We start from the raw sequence: 18,116 nt of genomic DNA, 5'->3' as shown, positions 1-18,116 counted from the left end.
TAATAGATTATAGCTCTATAATTTTTCTCATCGGAACTCATGACTTTGACAATATCAATATCACCTTTTAAGAAGTCCGGAGGAGATTTTGTTAGCGTGCCATAGAGATCAATAAATTTTTTGTAAAGCTCTACAGAGTCGTCTTCAAATGAAAAGCCATGACCAATTTTCTCATTTCTTATTTTTGGATAGGAGTTTATAGTTTCCCGGAATTTCTTAAATCGATTATTTCCAAAAGATTCGTTGTCTATATCCAGGCTTCTTGAGATTTCTAATATTGAGCCGATTGAAGGGCGGTCTATTTCGCGAATACAACGATCTCTAATATCTTTATCAATCTTATCTATGTTTCTATTCCATAGGTAGCTTAGTATAAGTATCAGTAAATATTCTAGCCTAGATTGTTCTTGGGTTGCAGCCTCTCTATGGTCACCGTTAAATTGAAAGAGATTAGACTTGTCGCCGATTTTCTTAGTTATATAGTCCATTAAATCTTGAACTCCATTATTGGGTAATGACTTTCATGATATCAATATGGCATGGTCCTGTCGCCAGGATTGCCCGGCGGATAGGCAGGAAATTCACTTGTTGGGGCAACGTGGTGCCCGCTAGCCACACATAATTTTTCATGTAATGCGAAAAAAAATAGCTAAATCAATGACTTAAATAGAGTCTGTGGTTTGTATTTGCTGAGCTATGCGCTAACACTCTCAAAAATCGGTGTTGAGACAGTTTTTACTTTTTGCGGGAGGGCGGGAAAAGGGAAGAAGTTGTCTGCCCCAAGGCCTCAGCGCAGCTACTCAAGCCAAGCAGTGCTCGACACCCTGTTCCCGCTGCAACCGTTGCCTCTTAAGGCCGAACGTATACGAACCAGGGTGTAGAGCAAGGTGAAGACAGGGGCCTGATGCCTGAGTAATCACGTCACACGAGGCAAGGGGCAATCAACGGGAGTTGCCTCCGGAGCAGGTTAGATGCGTGTCACGGTCACAGTGATAAATGCGTCATGCCCGTCTTGTACCGGTTTAGCATCCTTGAAGCGAGCAGGCTCTCCAAGTTCAACAGTTTGTCCCTCGGTGAGATTCCGGACCCAGAATTCTGCACTCTGGACTCCGGCGATAGATTCTCTGTAATGGTAGAAGCCGACATAGCTTCCTTTGCAGTTCAGCAGAATCTTACCCTTTGAGTTGAGGCGCGCTGTAATGTGGGCTTCCAAGCCGACCGGGCGCTCCTCGTTGTTTTTGATTTTGACCTTGGGGTCCTTGGCCTGCATCACGTCTTGGCTTTGCTTCGGAAGGTAGTGAAGGGTTTCTCCGTTCTCGACATAAGCCGTCATGTGTTCGACGGTTTTCCCGTCAAGGGTCAGCTCGGTATTGAGCTGGAATCTGTCGGCTGCCTGGACGGACGAGGCAGAAGCGACGGTGAGGGCAACAGCGAGCAGCATTGCTTTTTTCATTGGGGAACATACTTCCTAGCAGACTGCAGCCGGTGATCAGCTACAACATACTGATATATACGGTACGCAGGTCTGAAAACTTGAGTGCTTTGCAGAAAGAAAATTGGGGTACCTCGTTGCCAGACCCTCCGAAGCTCGTATCTGCTGCCTGATAAAGATTATGCGAGTGGACCGGCGCCGCCAGCGCAGGGACCGACAGAGCTGCTGATCTGTCGGTCAGGCCGAATGAGTAAGGGCAGGAGTGAGGCAATGGACCATAGCGTTACACTGTGGGGCTAGAGAAGACGCCAATGAAGCGAACATGTGAATTACCGTCAAGCCGAGGCTGCCAAAAACCGCCAGAGGCAGCGTCGTTGTTGGCCGCGACAGTTTTAAATCTCTAGCGCGATCACCTACTCAGGAAAGCAGTACATTTCCGATGGGTGAACGCTTCAGCGTGTGGGATGCCTCGTTCTGTCCAAATGTGTCCGTGAGGATTTGAAGGGCCGCGGCTTCTCCTACTGGCGGCGGTACGTCGCGCCCTATGTGACCGTATGCTTCAAGCACAACACAGTCCTCCATAATGTCTGCCCATTCTGTGATAAGCCTTTCAACGGCTTGGGGCACGACCTCGATATCATGTGGCGAATGTGCCGCGGCCGGCACCTCGCTGACGCGCCCACGGTGTCCAACGAGGATCCCACGGCATTGCGTCGCGCAAAGATCTACCATCTGCAAAAACCTAGGTGATTCAGAGCCATTTCGATCGCGCCGTATCGATTCTGTGAATTTCTACAGAAACAAGCTCACACTAGGCCCCTTAATCCTCTTCTCTATGACCAGGCACCATAATGCACCGGTGTTTTTGCTGCTCATGGCTGAGACTAAATTGAACAGCTATTGTTGTACCACGAGGGCATGCAGCCACCTGATCTTCTTTCACGAAGCTTTCCCCGGGGTGTATCCGATGTGAGGTTACGATACCCCACCCTTTGGGCAATCCAATATCTGAACGCCATTCTTCCCAAGCGCGACGACCTTGCGCACTGCACGAGTTATAGTCATCGTTTTCAGTGCAGGAATAAACTTGAATAGAATCGGTGCATGCATTTTTGAGTAGCGACGAATCCGATTTATCCTCTCGCAAGCAGCTCACAGCAGTTTTAGCGGCGGGATAATCACTCCAATCCTTTTTATCTGATTTGGTGATTGTTTCTCTACCCGCACTCATTCCAGCCCAGCATCGAGCGTTGTCTAAAAATGGTTTTATAGACATGGCTGATTTACCAGGCTCTGCTGCATGCTTCTCAGTGAAGACCTCTGGTGTTCCATAAGGCCATGAAGCTGAGAGGTCTCTGTACATTGAATTTTCCTCATCGACATCTTCTATTACATTGAGATGATGCAGGTCCCATTGATCATTGTCGGCGTAAAATTTCTGAAAGGCGCTAACCCGTTTCTTTAGTTCGGCAGGGTTGTTTACAACTGCCATGTTCACATCAAAGCGTGCGGGATTGATGACCGGTCTATATGAGCCTCTTAAGCCCGTATTGACTGTTTCGGCAGGAAATATGATGTAAGGCTCGCAAGCTTCTGGGCTTGAAGACTTCTGAGGGGAATTGGATGCATACGCAGTTTCTTGTGGAGGCTGAGTTTTCAATGGATACTCTTGCATTGGATCTACAGTAGAGGCGGATTCACTTGGAGGAGTCCATGCAGTGGGTGTTGTCACCTGTTCTGCACCACCCGACCATGCCGTACTGGCTTCTTCGGGACTCAGCGCGCCGCCCAGACTTACGACATCCACCACACCCGAAACGAATACGCCGACAGTGGCCCGCCAAGCTGCGTATCCATATTCACCGCGATCAATTTCCTTGCCAATGTTATCAACGTTTTTTTGAGAATAGGCGCAGGCAGTGGTGCCACAAGCCATGATCGTAACTATGAGTAATCTTTTCAAACTCAACCCTCCCGGAAGCGGTTTTAAGGGCGGGCTTACAAAAACCTGTGTAGCTCCCAGCATTCCATGCATTCAAGCCCGCTCGTGCAGTGTAGAATCATATTTAGGTTCATATGGAATTCTGGCAATCACCACAAACATTCGAGTTTCTTTACTTTTACACATAGGATCGAAGTGCTACAAAAAGCATCGAAAGTGATAGGGCTTGCCAAGGATTTAAGTTGTCATTATTCAAAGCCTCGTTCATGTTGTTTTGTCTTTGTCGTTCGCCAAAACGCGCTGTTCATTTTCAAGACTTGTTCTTTCTTCGCGCTCAGCCTGTTTGGCTCGCTCCTCATCTTCCAGAATCTGGATTAATACTTAAGTGCTGCGATCTATTAATGCCCCAGCTGTAGCGCCACTCTGCCTATTCTCATCGCTACCCTGATTGATCTCGGTAGAACTACCAACTCCTGAGTCACTCAAGGTTTCACCGTCGCCACAAGAGGTTGCGCCATCGCACCCTTTGTATGCAAAGGTAATTTTTTGGACTCTTCAGCATAAAACTTAGGAGGGCTATTGTTTGGGCTTTATCTTTGGGGGTTGTGCGCGGGTAAAATATGTCAGTGATACTCATTTTATTGACTCCCGCAAAAATGAAATCCCGTTAGCTGTTGAGGCTAGCCTACTTGCTGAAGCCCATACACACCTGAGCCTCATATTTTTTGCTATAAAGCGATAGCTCAAAAAGTATTAAGAGTGACATAAGAGTGGCGTTCATTTTTTGGCATTTTCGTTCTAGTGATAATCTGCACCTTCTACACTCCGCCAGATCAATGCGACAGCATCGCCATTAGCTTCTCCTTCTTGGTGGGAGAACACTGGGGTGGAGACAGCAATTGTGAATTCAAGCGCTTGATGGTCGAGCACACATTCACGCTGTATGACAAGGTGTTCTTCCATATTGCTCTGCGTGGCTGCGCCACGCACTGCAACGCCTGCCGCAGGCTCAGTTGAGGATTACGAAGCCCTTCTGCCGTGGAACTATGTGCCTCAAGTGCATCGGCGATGCATCGCCCCATCTTTGAAAAGTTGGAGTTTATGAAGCGCTTACGTTGAATGGTTATAATCTTGGCTGCTCCTTGCAGCAACTGCACAGCACCAATCCGCTTGAGCGGCTCAACGCTGAGATCAAACGCCGCACCGGTGTCATGGGGATTTTCCCCAACGATCCGGCCATAACGAGACTGGTGGGTGCGATGCTTCTGGAGCAGAACGACGAGTGGTTGGTTTTGATGCATCGCGATGGTCTGCGCGTTGGGCGCAAAGAAAACGCCGAGCAGTATGCTGAAAGCGTGAGTCATCGTTTGATTCGAGGCTACCACAATGACCCTGCAAGCAGCGTCGCAGCTGGCTGCGACAGTTTTAATTCTCTAGCACGATCGCTTCAAGCCGCTATTTCGTCCTTTACGACAGTTTTGCGTTTTCTCTAAACGGGGGCGAAAGCCCCACGAAACGGGACTTTTCTGCGACAATTTTAATTCTCTAAATTCACTGTTCGACCGCCATGGACCCAGGGGAAAGCGGACACCAGACCAGAGCCAACCCCCGCCGGAATGCCTATTGGACAGGGCGCACGTTGCTCATGAAAGGCCGCGATCGGAACCCGCTTCGGTCATGGCCTACCTTCCACACAGGAGATGCGAACATGGGGTATGTCACTACGCAGGACGGTGTTGAGATCTTTTACAAAGACTGGGGTCCACGCAATGCCCAAGTGATTTTTTTCCATCACGGCTGGCCACTCAGCGCGGACGATTGGGCTGCGCAAAGGTCCACTATGATGGGATCGTGGCCTTTTCCCAGACCGACTTCACCCAGGACCTGAAGAGCATCACCATCCCCGTGCTGGTGATGCATGGCGATGACGACCAGATTGTGCCTTATGAAAACTCGGGGCTGTTGTCCGCCAAGCTGTTGCAAAACAGCACGCTGAAAACCTACTCGGGCTTCCCACACGGAATGCCTACCACCAACGCCGATACCATCAACGCCGATTTACTCGCTTTCGTGCGAGGTTAGAGAAATGAATGGGGGTGGGGTCATTACCCCGCTCCCTGGCTCGCTTTTTCGAAGCGACTTGAATGATCTGCGCAAGCGTCGTCCCATGACTCAAGCGCTCTCTTGCCGAGCGTCAACTTTTGGCTGCCGCTAAACGGCACCACTATTCGCCATCCAACCAAGCCCCCTACCCCATTTGCCAGTAAACTCTCCCCCCTCACGCCGCTCTCCTCTTCCCTGCGGCTCACCTGATTGTTTGCGGAGTTTGCCTTGCGTCTGTTTCACACCTCCGACTGGCACCTGGGGCAGAACCTCCATGGCCAGGAACGCGATTTCGAGCATGCCTGCTTTCTTGAATGGCTGTTGCGCCAGCTGGCGCTGCACAGCCCTGATGTGCTGCTGATTGCCGGCGATATCTTCGACACGGTCAACCCACCGGTCAAAGCCCAGGAGCGGCTGTACGACTTTATTGTCAGCGCCCATGAACAGCAGCCCGGCCTGACCATTGTGATGATCGCCGGCAACCATGACTCGGGTTCGCGCATCGAGTTGCCGGCGCCCTTGATGCGGCGTCTGCGTACCCATGCCCTGGGCCGGGTGCTGTGGCTGGACGATGGGCAGTTGGACAGTGAGCGTCTGTTGCTGCCGTTGCCCGATGCCAGCGGCGCGATTGCCGGTTGGTGCCTGGCGCTGCCGTTCCTGCGCCCGGCGGAAGTCACCGGCGCGCACCTGGGTGACGATTACCTGCGGGGCATTGGCCAGGTGCATGAATGGCTGATCGCCGCGGCCAACGCCAAGCGCCAGCCGGGCCAGGCGCTGGTCGCCATCAGCCACGCGCATATGGCCGGTGGCTCGGTATCGGAAGACTCCGAGCGCAGCCTGATCATCGGCAACGCCGAGGCCCTGCCCGCCAGTCTGTTCGGCCCCAGCATCAGTTACGTGGCCCTGGGGCATCTGCACAAGCCGCAGAAGGTCAACGGCGAGGAGCGCATCCGCTACAGCGGCTCGCCGATTCCGCTGTCGTTCTCCGAGATCGGCTACCAGCATCAGATCCTCGATATCCAGCTCGACGGCGAGACCCTGGTCAGCGTCGAGCCGCGGTTGATCCCGCGGGCTGTCAACCTGCAACGCCTGGGCCCGGCACCGCTGGCGGAGATCCTGCTGCAACTGGCCGAGTTGCCGGACATCGACCTGCTGGCCGAAGAACAGCGCCAGCCCTGGCTGGAAGTGCGGGTGCGCCTGGACGAGCCGCAGCCGGACCTGCGCCAGCAAGTGGAAAGCGCCCTGCAGGGCAAGGCCGTGCGCCTGGTGCGCATAGCCGCCGAATACGCCGGCAACGGCGGCCGCGAGGGCGACGACGGCGCCGCGCAACTGGTGGAGCTGGACCAGCTCAGCCCGCAAGACCTGTTCAGCCGCGCCTGGCTGGACAGCTACGGCAGCGAGGTGGATGAGCAGACCCTCAAGGACTTCGCGCAACTGCTCCAGGAAGTGCAGCACGAGGAGGAGCAGCCATGAAGATTCTTGCCATCCGCCTGAAGAACCTGGCCTCCCTGGCCGGCCCCTTTGAAATCGACTTCACCGCCGAGCCCCTGGCCAGCGCCGGGCTGTTCGCCATTACCGGGCCCACCGGCGCCGGCAAGAGCACCCTGCTCGACGCCCTGTGCCTGGCGCTGTTCGGCGCGGTGCCGCGGCTGAACAATATCGGCCGCGAAACCAAGGTGCCGGAGGTCGACAGCGAAATGCTCACCAGCGACCCGCGCACCCTGCTGCGCCGTGGCACCGGCAGCGGCTACGCCGAGGTCGACTTCGTCGGCATCGACGGCCATCGCTACCGCGCCCGCTGGGAAACCAACCGAGCCCGGGACAAGGCCAACGGCAAGCTGCAGGCCAGCAAGCAGAGCCTGCACGACCTGGACAGCAACCAACTGTTGGCCAGCCAGAAGCGCGACTACGAGCAATTGATCGAAGCCAAGCTGGGGCTCAACTTCGAGCAGTTCACCCGCGCGGTGATGCTGGCCCAGAGCGAGTTCAGCGCCTTTCTCAAGGCCGATGACAAGGAACGCAGCGAGCTGCTGGAAAAGCTCACCAACACCTCGATCTACAGCCAGCTCGGGCGGCGCGCCTACAGCAAGAGCAAGGACGCCGAGGAACAGCACAAGACCCTCAAGGCCCAGGCCAACGGCATCACCCCGCTGGAGCCCGAGGCACGGGCCGAGCTGGACCAGCGCTTCGACGCCGCCCAGCAGCAGCTCAAGGCCCAGCAGGCGCAGCTCAAGCAGCTGGAGCTGCAACACGGCTGGCTCAAGGAATTGCAGCAGTTGCAAGACCAGCAGCAGAGCGCCGCCGAGCAACTGCAACAGGCGCAAATGGCCTGGGAAGGCCTGGCCAGCGAACGGACCCGGCTGACCCGCCTGGAGCAGCTGGCGCCGCAACGCCATCAGTTCGCCCGGCAGGTGGAACTGAACCAGCAACTGACGCCACTGCGCGAACAGATTCGGCAACAGCGCCAGCAACAAGGCGCGGAGCAACAACGCCAAAGCGAACTAGAGCAGCAACTGGCCAGCGCCCAGGCCGCGCTGCTCGCCGCCCAGGAGCAACAAAGCGCCAGCGCGCCGCTGCTGCGCGAGGCCTTTGCCGAGCAAAGCACCCTCGCCCACCTGGGCAAGACCTGCGGTGAAGCCGGCGCATTCAAGGACAAGCTGCAACTGGCCAGCGAGCAAGGCCAGCAGGCGATCCAGGCCATGCTCGAACAGCAGCGCCTGGTGGGCGAACGCTTGCAGCGGATTGCCGAACAGCTGGAACACAGTACTCATCTGGCGCCGCTGAGCGATGCCTGGAACGCCTACCGCGATCGCCTGCAACAGCTGATGCTGGCCGGCAACCGGCTGAACAAGGGCCAGGAAGAACTGCCCGGCCTGCAACAACGGGCCGCCAGCGCCGCGCAGCAACTGGCCGCGCAACGCGATGAACTGCAAGTGCTGTACAGCGAAGCCGGCGCCGAGCCCCACGCGGTGGCCGAACAGTTGCAGATCCTCAGTGACCTGCTGCAAGACAACCGCAAGCAACAGCGCGCCTTCGAAGAACTGGCGCGGCTGTGGGCCAGCCAACAGGAATTGGACAAACGCGGCGCGGAACTGGCGGACAAACTGCAGGCCGCGGCGCGCCAGCGCGAAGAGCTGAACCGGATCGGCCTGCAGAGCAAGGCGGAACTGACAGTCGCCGAACAGACCCTGACGGTGACCCAGCAGCTACTGGAGCGCCAGCGCCTGGCGCGCAGTGCCAGTGTCGAAGAGCTGCGCGAGCAATTACAGGACGATCAGCCCTGCCCGGTCTGCGGCAGCCACGAGCATCCCTACCATCAGCCCGAGGCGCTGTTGCAGAGCCTGGGGCGCCACGACGAAAGCGAAGAAGCCAACGCGCGCAAGGCGGTGGATGAACTCAAGGAGAAACTCGCCGAGCTGCGCAGCCAGGTCGGCGGCCTGATCGCCCAGCAGAAGGAATTCCTCCAGCAACAGGAACACCTGGCAAGCCAACAGCAGGCCCTGGCGCCAAGCATCGAAGCTCATCCGTTGTCGGCGGCGCTGCTCGACCAGGACGCCGGCAAGCGCGATGCCTGGCTGAACCAGCAACTGAGCCAGTTGAACCAGAGCATCCAGCAGGACGAACAGCGCCAAGGCGCCCTGCTGAAACTGCAAAAGGACGCCGGGCGCCTGCAACAGCAACTGCAAGCGGCGATCGAAGCCAGCCACGAGGCCACACACCACCTGACCCAGCAGCAACAGCAGCTGGGCGCGGACCGCCAGCGCCTGGAAGAAGAGCTGTCGGCCTTCGCCACCCTGCTGCCGGCCGATACCCTCGAAGCCCTGCGCAACGACCCGGCCGCAACCTTTATGCAGATCGACCAGCAGGTCATGCAGCGCCTGGAACAGCTCGACCAGCAGAAGGAAGAAGCGCAAGAGCAGCAACAGCGCCAGCTGGCCCTGGACAAGGAACAGGACCGCCAGCAGACCCGCGCGCAGCAACTGCAAGCCGCCCAGGAGCAATTCAATGCCCTGGCCGAACAGCAGCAGGCGGCCCGCAACAAGCTCGCGCAACTGCTGGGCGAACATGCCAGTGCCGAGCAGTGGCAGCAGCATCTGGAACAGGCCGTGGAACAGGCGCGCGCCGCCGAGGTGCTGGCCAACCAGCAGTTGCAGGAAGTCCGCCGCCTGCTGGTGCAGTTGGGCGCGGAACTGCAAGGCAAGGAGGAACGCCTACTGGTCCTGAAAGCCGAGCAGCAGGAACTGGGCAGCAAGATCACCGACTGGCGCCAGCAGCACCCGGAGCTGGACGACGGCGCGCTGGAGCAATTGCTCAGCCTCGACGACCAGCAGGTCGCCGCGCTGCGCCAGCAGTTGCAAGAGCGGGAAAAGGCGGTGGAACAGGCCAAGGTCCTGGTCACCGAACGCGAGCAGCGCTTACACAGCCATCAGGCCCAGCACGACGGCCAGCTCGACGCCGAACAACTGGCCAGCGCCCTGGGCGAGCTGCACAACCAGCTGGCCGCCAGCGAACAGCTGAGCGCCGAACTGCGCGCCCAGCAGACCGAGGATCAGCGCCGGCAAGACGCCAACCAGGCGCTGGGCGAGCAGATCGCCCAGGCCTACAGCGAATGGCAGCGCTGGGCGCGGCTCAATGCCTTGATCGGTTCGGCCAGCGGCGACACCTTCCGCAAGATCGCCCAGGCCTACAACCTCGATCTGCTGGTGCATCACGCCAACGCGCAACTGCGCCAGCTGGTGCGGCGCTATCGCCTCAAGCGCGGCGGCAGCATGCTCGGCCTGCTGGTGATGGACACGGAAATGGGCGATGAACTGCGCTCGGTGCATTCGCTGTCCGGCGGCGAGACCTTCCTGGTGTCCCTGGCGCTGGCCCTGGGCCTGGCGTCCATGGCGTCCAGCACGCTGAAGATCGAGTCGCTGTTTATCGACGAAGGCTTCGGCAGCCTCGATCCGGAATCCCTGCAACTGGCGATGGACGCCCTCGACGGCTTGCAGGCCCAGGGGCGCAAGGTGGCGGTGATTTCCCACGTGCAGGAAATGCACGAGCGGATTCCGGTGCAGATCCAGGTACGGCGCCAGGGTAACGGCCTGAGTACCCTGGAGGTGAAATGAATACCCTGTATTCGTTCCGCCGTTGCCCCTACGCCATGCGTGCGCGCCTCGCGCTGCGCTACAGCAGGGTGCCGCTGGAGATCGTCGAAGTCAGCCTCAAGGCCAAGCCGGCGGCGATGCTGGCGCTGTCGCCCAAGGGCACGGTGCCGGTGCTCAGCGTTGACGGCCGGGTGATCGACGAAAGCCTGGATATCATGCGCTGGGCCCTGGCCCAGCACGATCCGCAGGATTGGTTACTGAAGGACGATGGGCCGGCGCAGCACCGGATCGACGCGCTGATCGCGGAAAACGACCAGGTGTTCAAGCTGCACCTCAATCGCTACAAATACGCCGAGCGTTATCCCGAGCAGCCGATGGAGCATTACCGCGGCCAGGGAGAAGTATTTCTACGGCAGTTGGATGAACTGTTGAGCCAGCACGATTACCTGCTGGCGGATCACCCGAGCCTGGCGGACATGGCCCTGGCGCCGTTCGTGCGGCAGTTCGCCCATGTCGATCGCGAGTGGTTTGCGCAGACGCCTTACCGGCATTTACAGCGCTGGTTGCAGCGGTTCCTGGAGTCGGAGCTGTTTGTCGAGGTCATGGCCAAGGCCTGAACTTGCCCACCCTTCTTTTGTAGGAGCGAAGCTTGCTCGCGAAAAAAACCACAACGATAACGCGATATGACGGATACATCGCCGCTGCGCGGCTATCGCGAGCAAGCTTCGCTCCTACAGAAGATTGTGTTGTTTCGAGAGTTGCATTCAGGCCAGCACACTGCACATCCGCAACGCCGAGCAATCGACGCTGAACGGGCCGAAGAACGCGGCCTTGGGTTTGGCTGGCGGGTTGCCGGCCAACAGGCCCAGGGCCTTGGCGGTTTCGATGTTGTGGGCGATGTTGTGATTGCATTCGATGGCCCGGGCCAGCGAGCCCGCCGAGCCCTGCCCTATCCCCAGCAAGGACGCGCCATTGGTCATGAACGCCAGGACGGCAATGACCCAGAACCTGCGTCCTTTCATAGCAGCGCCACTCCCGCATCCGCTGGGTGTTCGGCGGCTTGCGCGCGGTGTTCGAACTGGATGGCCGGGTAAGCGACCTGGATCGGCGGTTGCACTGCCGACGGGGTCTGGGCCGAGAGGCTGACCAGGAGGACCATGGCCAGGTACAGGCCAATGGCGACATAGGCGCCGCGCTTGGCAGAGGTGAGGATCGAGTGGGCCATGGTGGTCTCCGTGGGCATATTTGCGTGCCCACAGAATCCGTTAAAAGCGCCCGCCGCAGAAACAACCTCGGTGCATAGTCACCATCAGTTGGATTGATCGTGAATCCACGGCCAATCAATCCTCAAGCAGGGTCAGCATGCGCTCGCGGGAGGTTTCCGGCTCGCCTTCGACGGGCTGGGCAGCCGAGAGAATCGGGGTGGAATAGAGGAACAGAAGAACCACTGCCAGACGCATCGCCATGCTGTCGATCCTTGGAAAGGAGGAGTCAATTAATTAGCGTCAAATTTAAACATATGGCGATATGACATTACCAAGCTAATTTGCCTGGCAGAGGGGAAACGTCGCATACAGGTGATGCAGGAGCGACATCACTGCCGGTCCGCTGGATGAACGAGTCCATCCAGGGAAGCCAGTGACTTCGCTCCTGCATACCTGGGCGTTGCGGGGAATTTCAGTGTTGGATCTTGTGATCCAGCGCGGCGTAGAAGTTGGCGCTCTGTTGCAGGTATTTCTGGGTGTAGGTGTTGGTCGCGGATTTTTTCTCGCTGATTTCCACGTTGGCGCTGGCTGGCAGGGCCACGGTAGCGGAGATGGCGGAAGCGGCGATCACGGAGAAGAGATTGAAGTTCATTGGGTAACCCTCGTATGCAGTCGGCTTGTTTGCCCGGAAGCCTTGATGCGCCGGGCCGTGAAGCAAAACTACGCCCGAGGGTTGGCGGGTTGAAATCTTTTCCAGCAGTAGCAGATATCAGCGTCATTAATAGAAAGGCTCAGGCCCCGTCAACCGGGGCCTGTGGCTTATTGACGCACCAGGAACTTGATATCGCTGGGTGAATCGAACGGCAGTTTCTGCACGGTCTTGCCGAGGAACCCGGTCTTGGCGTCGCGCTCGATCACCACGATTTCGTTGCTCTTCTGGTTGCCGATCAGCACGTACTTGTTGCTCGGATCGAGGCTGAACTCACGAGGGTGATCGCCCTCCACCGAACGGCGCTGGATCTCCTTGAGCTGGCCGGTGGCTTCGTCGATGGCGAACACCAGCAACTGATTGGCCGTGCCGCGGTTGCTCACGTACAGGTACTTGCCGTCTTTCGAGGCATGCAGCGCGCCCGCCGCCTTCTTGTCCTTGCCACCACTGGTCAAGTCGAGGATCTGTTTCTGGCTCAGCTTGCCGTCCTGGTAATCGAACATCACCACCTGGGCGCTCATTTCCAGGGTCAGGTAGGCGTGCTTGCCATCGGCGCTGAACAGCAGGTGGCGTGGGCCGCTGCCCGGCGGCAGCTCGACGAACGCCGGCTCGGCCGCGGTCAGGGGGCGCTCGGCGTTGGCCTTGGGGTCGTAGCGGTAGACGAAGATCTTGTCCGCGCCCAGGTCGCTGGCGAACACGAACTGGCCGTCCGGCGACGACACCACCGAATGCACGTGGGCCGCCACCTGGCGCTCGGGGTTGACCCGGCTGCCTGGGTGGCTGCTGAGCTGGACCACCGGCGACAGCTTGCCATCGGCGCTGACCGGCACTACCGCAAGGCTGCCGCCCGGATCTTCGACCACCGAATAGTTGCTGACGAACAGGTAGCGGCCATCGCCGCTCAGGCTCGAATGCGTCGGCTCGTTGCCCAGGCTCTGCACCTGGTTGATCGGGTTCAGCTTGCGGCTCTTGGCTTCGATGCCGAAGCTGCTGACCCGGCCGATCGGGTCGGCTTGCCCTGGCCCGTTCTCGTTGACCACGAACAGCTGCTTCTGGTCCTTGGACAGGGTCAGCCAGGACGGGTTGGCGCTCTTGACCACCTGCAGCGGCTTGGCGTCGATCTTGCCGGTGCGGCCGTCGAACTTGAGGCGGTAGATGCCTTCGCTCTGGCCCTGGGTGTAGGAACCGACCAGCAGTTCCTGGGTCTCGACCGGCGCGGCCTGCACGGCCATGGCACCGACACTGCCAGCCATCAGCAGTGGCCAGAAGTTACGCATCCTCATGTTCATCCTCCTCATCGTTACGGGCACTGAAAGCACTCATGCACACCAGGCGGTGCTCACCGCAATCGCCGACGATGGTCCAGCTCTGCAGGGTGTCGTCGAAGGTCGCGGCGCTGACCTGGGCCAGGCTGAAACTCCAGCGCTTGGCCGCGCGGCCGTCCATGCATTCGATCAGCAACTGTTGGTCGTCAAGGGTGAAGTCGAAGGCATGCAGCCCATCGATTTCCAGCATGTCGCAGGCTTGGAGGGCAGTCAGCAAAGTGTCTGTAGCGGCAGTCATGGTCGTCAGTCAGCAATGGAAAGCGGCCATGATAGCGGGTCCGGCGCGGCGCGGCTGTAGTGGCATTGCAAAGTTCGCCATCTACTGCCCCCTGTAGCCGCTGCCGCAGGCTGCGCCAGGGCCGAAGGCCCTCCTGGGTCAGGAAGACCGCCGCGACCCTGCCGGTCGATCGCAGCCTCGCGGGCTCGGCAGCGGCTACAGGTCACGGAGACGGGCAATAAAAAACCGCGACCTGGGTCGCGGTTTTGCTTGCAGCCTTGAGGGCTTAGTGAGCGAACAGCGAGTTGCCCTTCTGCCCCGCCAGTTTCTCCGGCTTGATCAGGAACCGCGCCAGCGCCGGCAGCAGCCACAGCGCGCCGAACATGTTCCACAGGAGCATGAAGGTCAGCATCAGGCCCATGTCGGCCTGGAACTTGATGGCCGAGAAGATCCAGGTAGCCACGCCGATGGCCAGGCACAGGCCGGTGAACAGCACCGCCTTGCCGGTGGATTTCAGGGTCTGGTAGTAGGCCTCCTGCAACGGCAGGCCGGCACGCAGGAAGCTTTCCAGGCGGCTGTAGATGTAGATCCCGTAGTCCACGCCGATCCCCACCCCGAGCGCCACCACCGGCAAGGTCGCGACCTTCACGCCGATGCCCATGAACGCCATCAGCGCGTTACCCAGCACCGAAGTCAGCACCAGCGGCAAGACGATGCACAGGGTTGCCGCCCACGAGCGGAAGGTAATCATGCACATCACCGCCACGCAGATGTACACCAGCACCAGGATGGTCAGTTCCGAGCGCTTGATCACTTCGTTGGTGGCCGCCTCGATCCCTGCGTTACCCGCCGCCAGCAGGAACTCCAGGCCCTCCTTGTTGTGCTCCTTGGCGAACTCCTGCACCGCATGCACCGCGCGGTCGAGGGTCTCGGCCTTGTGGTCGTTGAGGAAGATCAACACCGGCGCCAGCGAGCAATTGTTGTTGTACAGGCCGTCGGCCCGAGCGATGGAGTTGTTCAGCACATCCGGGTTGCGCGACAGGGTTTCCCATTTCAGGTTGCCCTCGTTCATGCCCTTGATCATCTGCTTGGACACGGTCACCAGGGAAATCGCCGACTGCACGCCCTCGGTGTTCTGCATCTTCCACATCAGCTCGTCGATCGGCGCCATGGCTTCGTAGCGCGAGCAGCCTTCGGAGGCGGTCTTGACCATCACCACCAGCACGTCGGAACTGGTGGAGTAGTTGTTGATGATGAAGTTATTGTCCTTGTTGTAGCGCGAGTCCGGACGCAGTTCCGGCGCGCCCTGGTCGAGGTCGCCGATCTTCAGGTTCTGGCTGTACCAGAGGCCGCCACCGAAGGCCAGCAGGGCCAGGAAGATCGATACCGGGGCGACTTTCGGGCTGGCGAAATTCGACAGCAGGCGCCAGAACGGATGCTCGCGGGTCGCGTCCTTCTTGCTGCGCTCGATCGCGCGCTTGCTGATGCCGACATAGGAAATCGCCACCGGCAGCAGGATCAGGTTGGTGAACACGATCACCGCCACGCCGATGGACGCGCCGATGGCCAATTCGCGAATCACCCCGATGTCGATGATCAACAGGGTGATGAAGCCCACGGCATCGGCGAGGATCGCGATCATCCCCGGCAGGAACAGCTGGCGGAAGGTGCGCCGGGCCGCGGTCAGGGCGTTGTCGGCACCGCTGGATTGCAGGGCGATACCGTTGATTTTCTGCACGCCGTGGGAAATGCCGATGGCGAAGATCAGGAACGGCACCAGCATCGAATAAGGGTCGAGGCCAAAGCCCACGGCGTGCATCAGGCCCAGTTGCCAGACCACCGCCACCAGGGTGGTGATGAGCACGGCGATGGTGCTGCGGATGCACCAGGTGAACCAGTACAGCAGCACCAGGGTGATCAGGAAGGCGACGCCAAAGAACATCACCACCATGATCAGGCCATCGATCAGGTCGCCGACCTTCTTGGCGAATCCGACGATATGAATCTTCACATTGGGGTTCTGCGCCTCGAACTTGTCGCGGATCTTTTCCTCAAGCTCGTGGGAGAACTTCTGGTAGTCCAGGGCCAGCAGCTTGCCCTGGTCCTCTGGGTCCGGGTAGGACTCCAGCAGCGGGATGTCGACGATGCTCGACTTGAAGTCGTTGGCCACCAGGCGCCCGACCTGGCCCGACTTGAGCACGTTGTTGCGCAGCAGGTCGAGGCTGTCGGCCGAGCCGTTGTAGCTCTGCGGGATCACTTCGCCGCCGGCGAAGCCCTCCTCCGTCACCTCGGTCCAGCGCACGCTGGGGCTCCACAGCGATTTCAGGCCCGAGCGGTCGACGCCGGAGATGTAGAACACCTCGTCGTGGATCTGCCGCAGCGTCTCCATGTACTCCTTGGTGAAGATGTCGCCGTCCTTGGCTTCCACCGAGATGCGCACGGTGTTGCCCAGATTCGCCAGGTCATTGCGATGCTCCATCATCTTCTCGATGAAGGGATGCTCGAGCGGGATCATTTTTTCGAAGCTGGTGGACGGTTTGATCAGCGTGGCCTGCCAGAACAGGAAAACGCTGACCAGCAGGCAGATGACGATCACTGCCGGGCGGTTGTTGAAAATCAGACGCTCGAGAAACGTCGCCTTGTCGGTTTGATGACTGCTCATGGAAGTGTTCCCGCCTTCTTATTATTGGCCCGGCTTGCTTGCCCTGATTATTTTCCGAGATCGGCGCCATTCACCGAGGTCGAGCGCACACCGCCCTGCCCCGCCAGAATCAGGTTGCCATTGCCGGCCGCCGTCACCGCTGCCAGGGAGATCCGGTCCGGACGGTTGTAGACGCTGAAGGTCAAGCCGTTGTCGGTGCTGCGCACCACGCTGCCGCCGTTGCCGACGATCACCAGCGAGCCGTCGTCCAGCAGCGTGGCGCCGGACAGGCCGAACTCCAGGCTGCCGCGGGCCGCCTTGAGTTCGACCTGTTCCCAGGTGCTGCCGAAATCGGTGGAGCGGTAGAGGTTGCCGCGCAGGCCGTAAGCCAGCAGCGTGGCGGGCTGGGCGGTGCCGATCACGCCGAAGAACGAACCTTCATAAGGGCCTTCGAGGCGTTCCCAGGTCTGCCCCCAGTCGGCGGAGCGGAACATGCTGCCCTGTTCGCCGACGATGAACAGCCCGGAATCCTTCACCGCGGCGATGGCGTTGAGGTGGTACTGGTCTTCGTTGTCCAGGCGGTCGCTGGCGTCTTCCCAGTGCTTGCCGCCGTCGGTGGTGGCCAGCAGCGCGCCGTAGGCACCCACGGCAAAACCGTTGCTGGTGTCCTGGAACCACAGGTCCAGCAGCGGCGCTTCGCGCTTGAGGTCTTCGAATTGCTTGGTCCAGGTCAGGCCGCCGTCTTCGCTGGCGAGCACCTGGGCATCGTGGCCGACGGCCCAGCCGTGCTTGGCGTCGACGAAATACACCGCGGTCAGCAGCTGCCGGGTCGGCACCTTGGCCTGGGTCCAGGTCTGGCCCTGGTCGTCGGAATAGAGAATGTGCCCGCGATCGCCAACAGCGACCAGGCGCGAACCGGCATGCACGACATCGAGCATCAGGCCCTTGCTGGCCTTGGCCGATTCGGTGGAGTAGACAGTGTCCGCCGCGGACGCAGCGGCCTGGACCGGGGCCGGCAACAGGGCGACCCCAAACAGCGAGAGCGCTGTAGCCAGCAACGCAAATCTGCGCAAGGCCGGCGGGCGGCAGGAACTCACACCCATGACAGGCTCACTCATAGACCTTTCCCCCATTTATTATTGTTAGGTCGTTCAACCTTTACAGGGCGCCGTTCGGGGCATGGGATCCAGGACACCGTCCTGAAACCTGCAATCTAGAGCCCCTTCGGAAGCTGACCTATCCTATCGGGCTTTAGAAACGTCTGACAATCGACGCCACGTTATCTTTTGTTAACCACCGTACTCCGCCTGGAACCTGACTGCTCAGTCGATACTGAGGCAACGTACGAAGCGTAGCTGAGGCTGGAACACCAACGCCGCGGACTGCGCCCCTCGATCCCCAAGCATCTGCAGCCGATAGCCGCGCAAAGACTGACTCAGGCCAGGGGCTGCG

At 59.1% G+C, this 18,116-nt stretch carries 14 protein-coding genes and 3 pseudogenes; 6 read left to right on the top strand and 11 right to left on the bottom strand.

Features of this window, described 5'->3' with window-relative positions:
* The 3 genes from J4E58_RS26260 to J4E58_RS26250 all read right to left on the bottom strand — a co-directional run.
* On the bottom strand, window positions 1–488 hold a 488-nt coding region (locus J4E58_RS26260), incomplete at its 3' end, for a hypothetical protein (protein WP_207255340.1).
* Window positions 489–967: 479 nt separating this feature from the next.
* Window positions 968–1,453, bottom strand: coding sequence for a hypothetical protein (locus tag J4E58_RS26255; RefSeq protein WP_143481939.1), 486 nt, complete (start codon window positions 1,451–1,453; stop codon window positions 968–970).
* Between the two features lie 799 nt (window positions 1,454–2,252).
* Window positions 2,253–3,467: a hypothetical protein gene (locus tag J4E58_RS26250; RefSeq protein ID WP_143481938.1), complete on the bottom strand. Its 1,215-nt coding sequence runs from the start codon at window positions 3,465–3,467 to the stop codon at window positions 2,253–2,255.
* 857 nt (window positions 3,468–4,324) lie between these two features.
* Here J4E58_RS26250 and J4E58_RS32345 point away from each other — a divergent pair.
* The 6 genes and pseudogenes from J4E58_RS32345 to J4E58_RS26220 form a co-directional block, all read left to right on the top strand.
* Window positions 4,325–4,479 (top strand): annotated as a pseudogene (locus tag J4E58_RS32345) (transposase domain-containing protein); the annotation flags it as partial.
* Window positions 4,480–4,522: 43 nt separating this feature from the next.
* Window positions 4,523–4,666, top strand: a pseudogene (locus tag J4E58_RS26240) (transposase); the annotation flags it as partial.
* A 416-nt stretch (window positions 4,667–5,082) separates the two neighbouring features.
* Window positions 5,083–5,456: pseudogene (locus tag J4E58_RS26235) on the top strand (alpha/beta fold hydrolase).
* 249 nt (window positions 5,457–5,705) lie between these two features.
* A complete protein-coding gene (locus tag J4E58_RS26230) occupies window positions 5,706–6,950 on the top strand; it encodes an exonuclease SbcCD subunit D C-terminal domain-containing protein (protein ID WP_087092893.1) in 1,245 nt (414 codons plus the stop codon).
* On the top strand, window positions 6,947–10,588 hold the full coding sequence (locus J4E58_RS26225) for an AAA family ATPase (protein ID WP_087092891.1): 3,642 nt from the start codon (window positions 6,947–6,949) through the stop codon (window positions 10,586–10,588). The genes J4E58_RS26230 and J4E58_RS26225 overlap by 4 nt, the downstream gene beginning before the upstream one ends.
* Complete coding sequence (locus tag J4E58_RS26220; protein ID WP_087092889.1) at window positions 10,585–11,184, top strand: glutathione S-transferase; 600 nt, start codon at window positions 10,585–10,587, stop codon at window positions 11,182–11,184. The genes J4E58_RS26225 and J4E58_RS26220 overlap by 4 nt, the downstream gene beginning before the upstream one ends.
* Window positions 11,185–11,331: 147 nt before the next feature.
* Here the strand turns inward: J4E58_RS26220 and J4E58_RS26215 are convergent, their stop codons facing one another.
* The 8 genes from J4E58_RS26215 to J4E58_RS26185 all read right to left on the bottom strand — a co-directional run bounded on the left by J4E58_RS26215 (window position 11,332) and on the right by J4E58_RS26185 (window position 17,782).
* The gene (locus tag J4E58_RS26215) at window positions 11,332–11,589 is read right to left on the bottom strand and encodes a hypothetical protein (protein ID WP_007923226.1); all 258 of its coding nucleotides are present in this window, start codon (window positions 11,587–11,589) and stop codon (window positions 11,332–11,334) included.
* Window positions 11,586–11,792: a hypothetical protein gene (locus tag J4E58_RS26210; protein WP_007923224.1), complete on the bottom strand. Its 207-nt coding sequence runs from the start codon at window positions 11,790–11,792 to the stop codon at window positions 11,586–11,588. Before J4E58_RS26210 ends, J4E58_RS26215 begins: the two co-directional genes overlap by 4 nt.
* 115 nt (window positions 11,793–11,907) lie before the next feature.
* The gene (locus J4E58_RS32050) at window positions 11,908–12,033 is read right to left on the bottom strand and encodes a hypothetical protein (protein ID WP_007923222.1); all 126 of its coding nucleotides are present in this window, start codon (window positions 12,031–12,033) and stop codon (window positions 11,908–11,910) included.
* Between the two features lie 211 nt (window positions 12,034–12,244).
* Complete coding sequence (locus tag J4E58_RS26205; protein ID WP_007923220.1) at window positions 12,245–12,424, bottom strand: hypothetical protein; 180 nt, start codon at window positions 12,422–12,424, stop codon at window positions 12,245–12,247.
* Window positions 12,425–12,591: 167 nt separating this feature from the next.
* Window positions 12,592–13,764, bottom strand: coding sequence for a lactonase family protein (locus tag J4E58_RS26200; protein WP_053260933.1), 1,173 nt, complete (start codon window positions 13,762–13,764; stop codon window positions 12,592–12,594).
* Window positions 13,751–14,044 carry a DUF5629 family protein gene (locus tag J4E58_RS26195; protein WP_087092887.1) on the bottom strand — a complete coding sequence of 98 codons (294 nt, stop codon included), beginning with the start codon at window positions 14,042–14,044 and terminating at the stop codon, window positions 13,751–13,753. The genes J4E58_RS26200 and J4E58_RS26195 overlap by 14 nt, the downstream gene beginning before the upstream one ends.
* Before the next feature lie 265 nt (window positions 14,045–14,309).
* Entirely contained in the window at window positions 14,310–16,685 is a 2,376-nt protein-coding gene (locus J4E58_RS26190; RefSeq protein ID WP_009043611.1) for an RND family transporter, read from the bottom strand.
* A 47-nt stretch (window positions 16,686–16,732) separates the two neighbouring features.
* Window positions 16,733–17,782, bottom strand: a complete 1,050-nt coding sequence (locus tag J4E58_RS26185) for a YCF48-related protein (protein WP_087092885.1) — start codon at window positions 17,780–17,782, stop codon at window positions 16,733–16,735.
* Window positions 17,783–18,116: the final 334 nt, after the last annotated feature.

The organism is Pseudomonas sp. FW305-25 (assembly GCF_017351415.1).
Taxonomy (GTDB): Bacteria; Pseudomonadota; Gammaproteobacteria; order Pseudomonadales; family Pseudomonadaceae; genus Aquipseudomonas; species Aquipseudomonas chlororaphis.
Note: the sequence above shows the minus strand (reverse complement) of the source record. Positions and strands in the feature narration are given on the sequence as shown.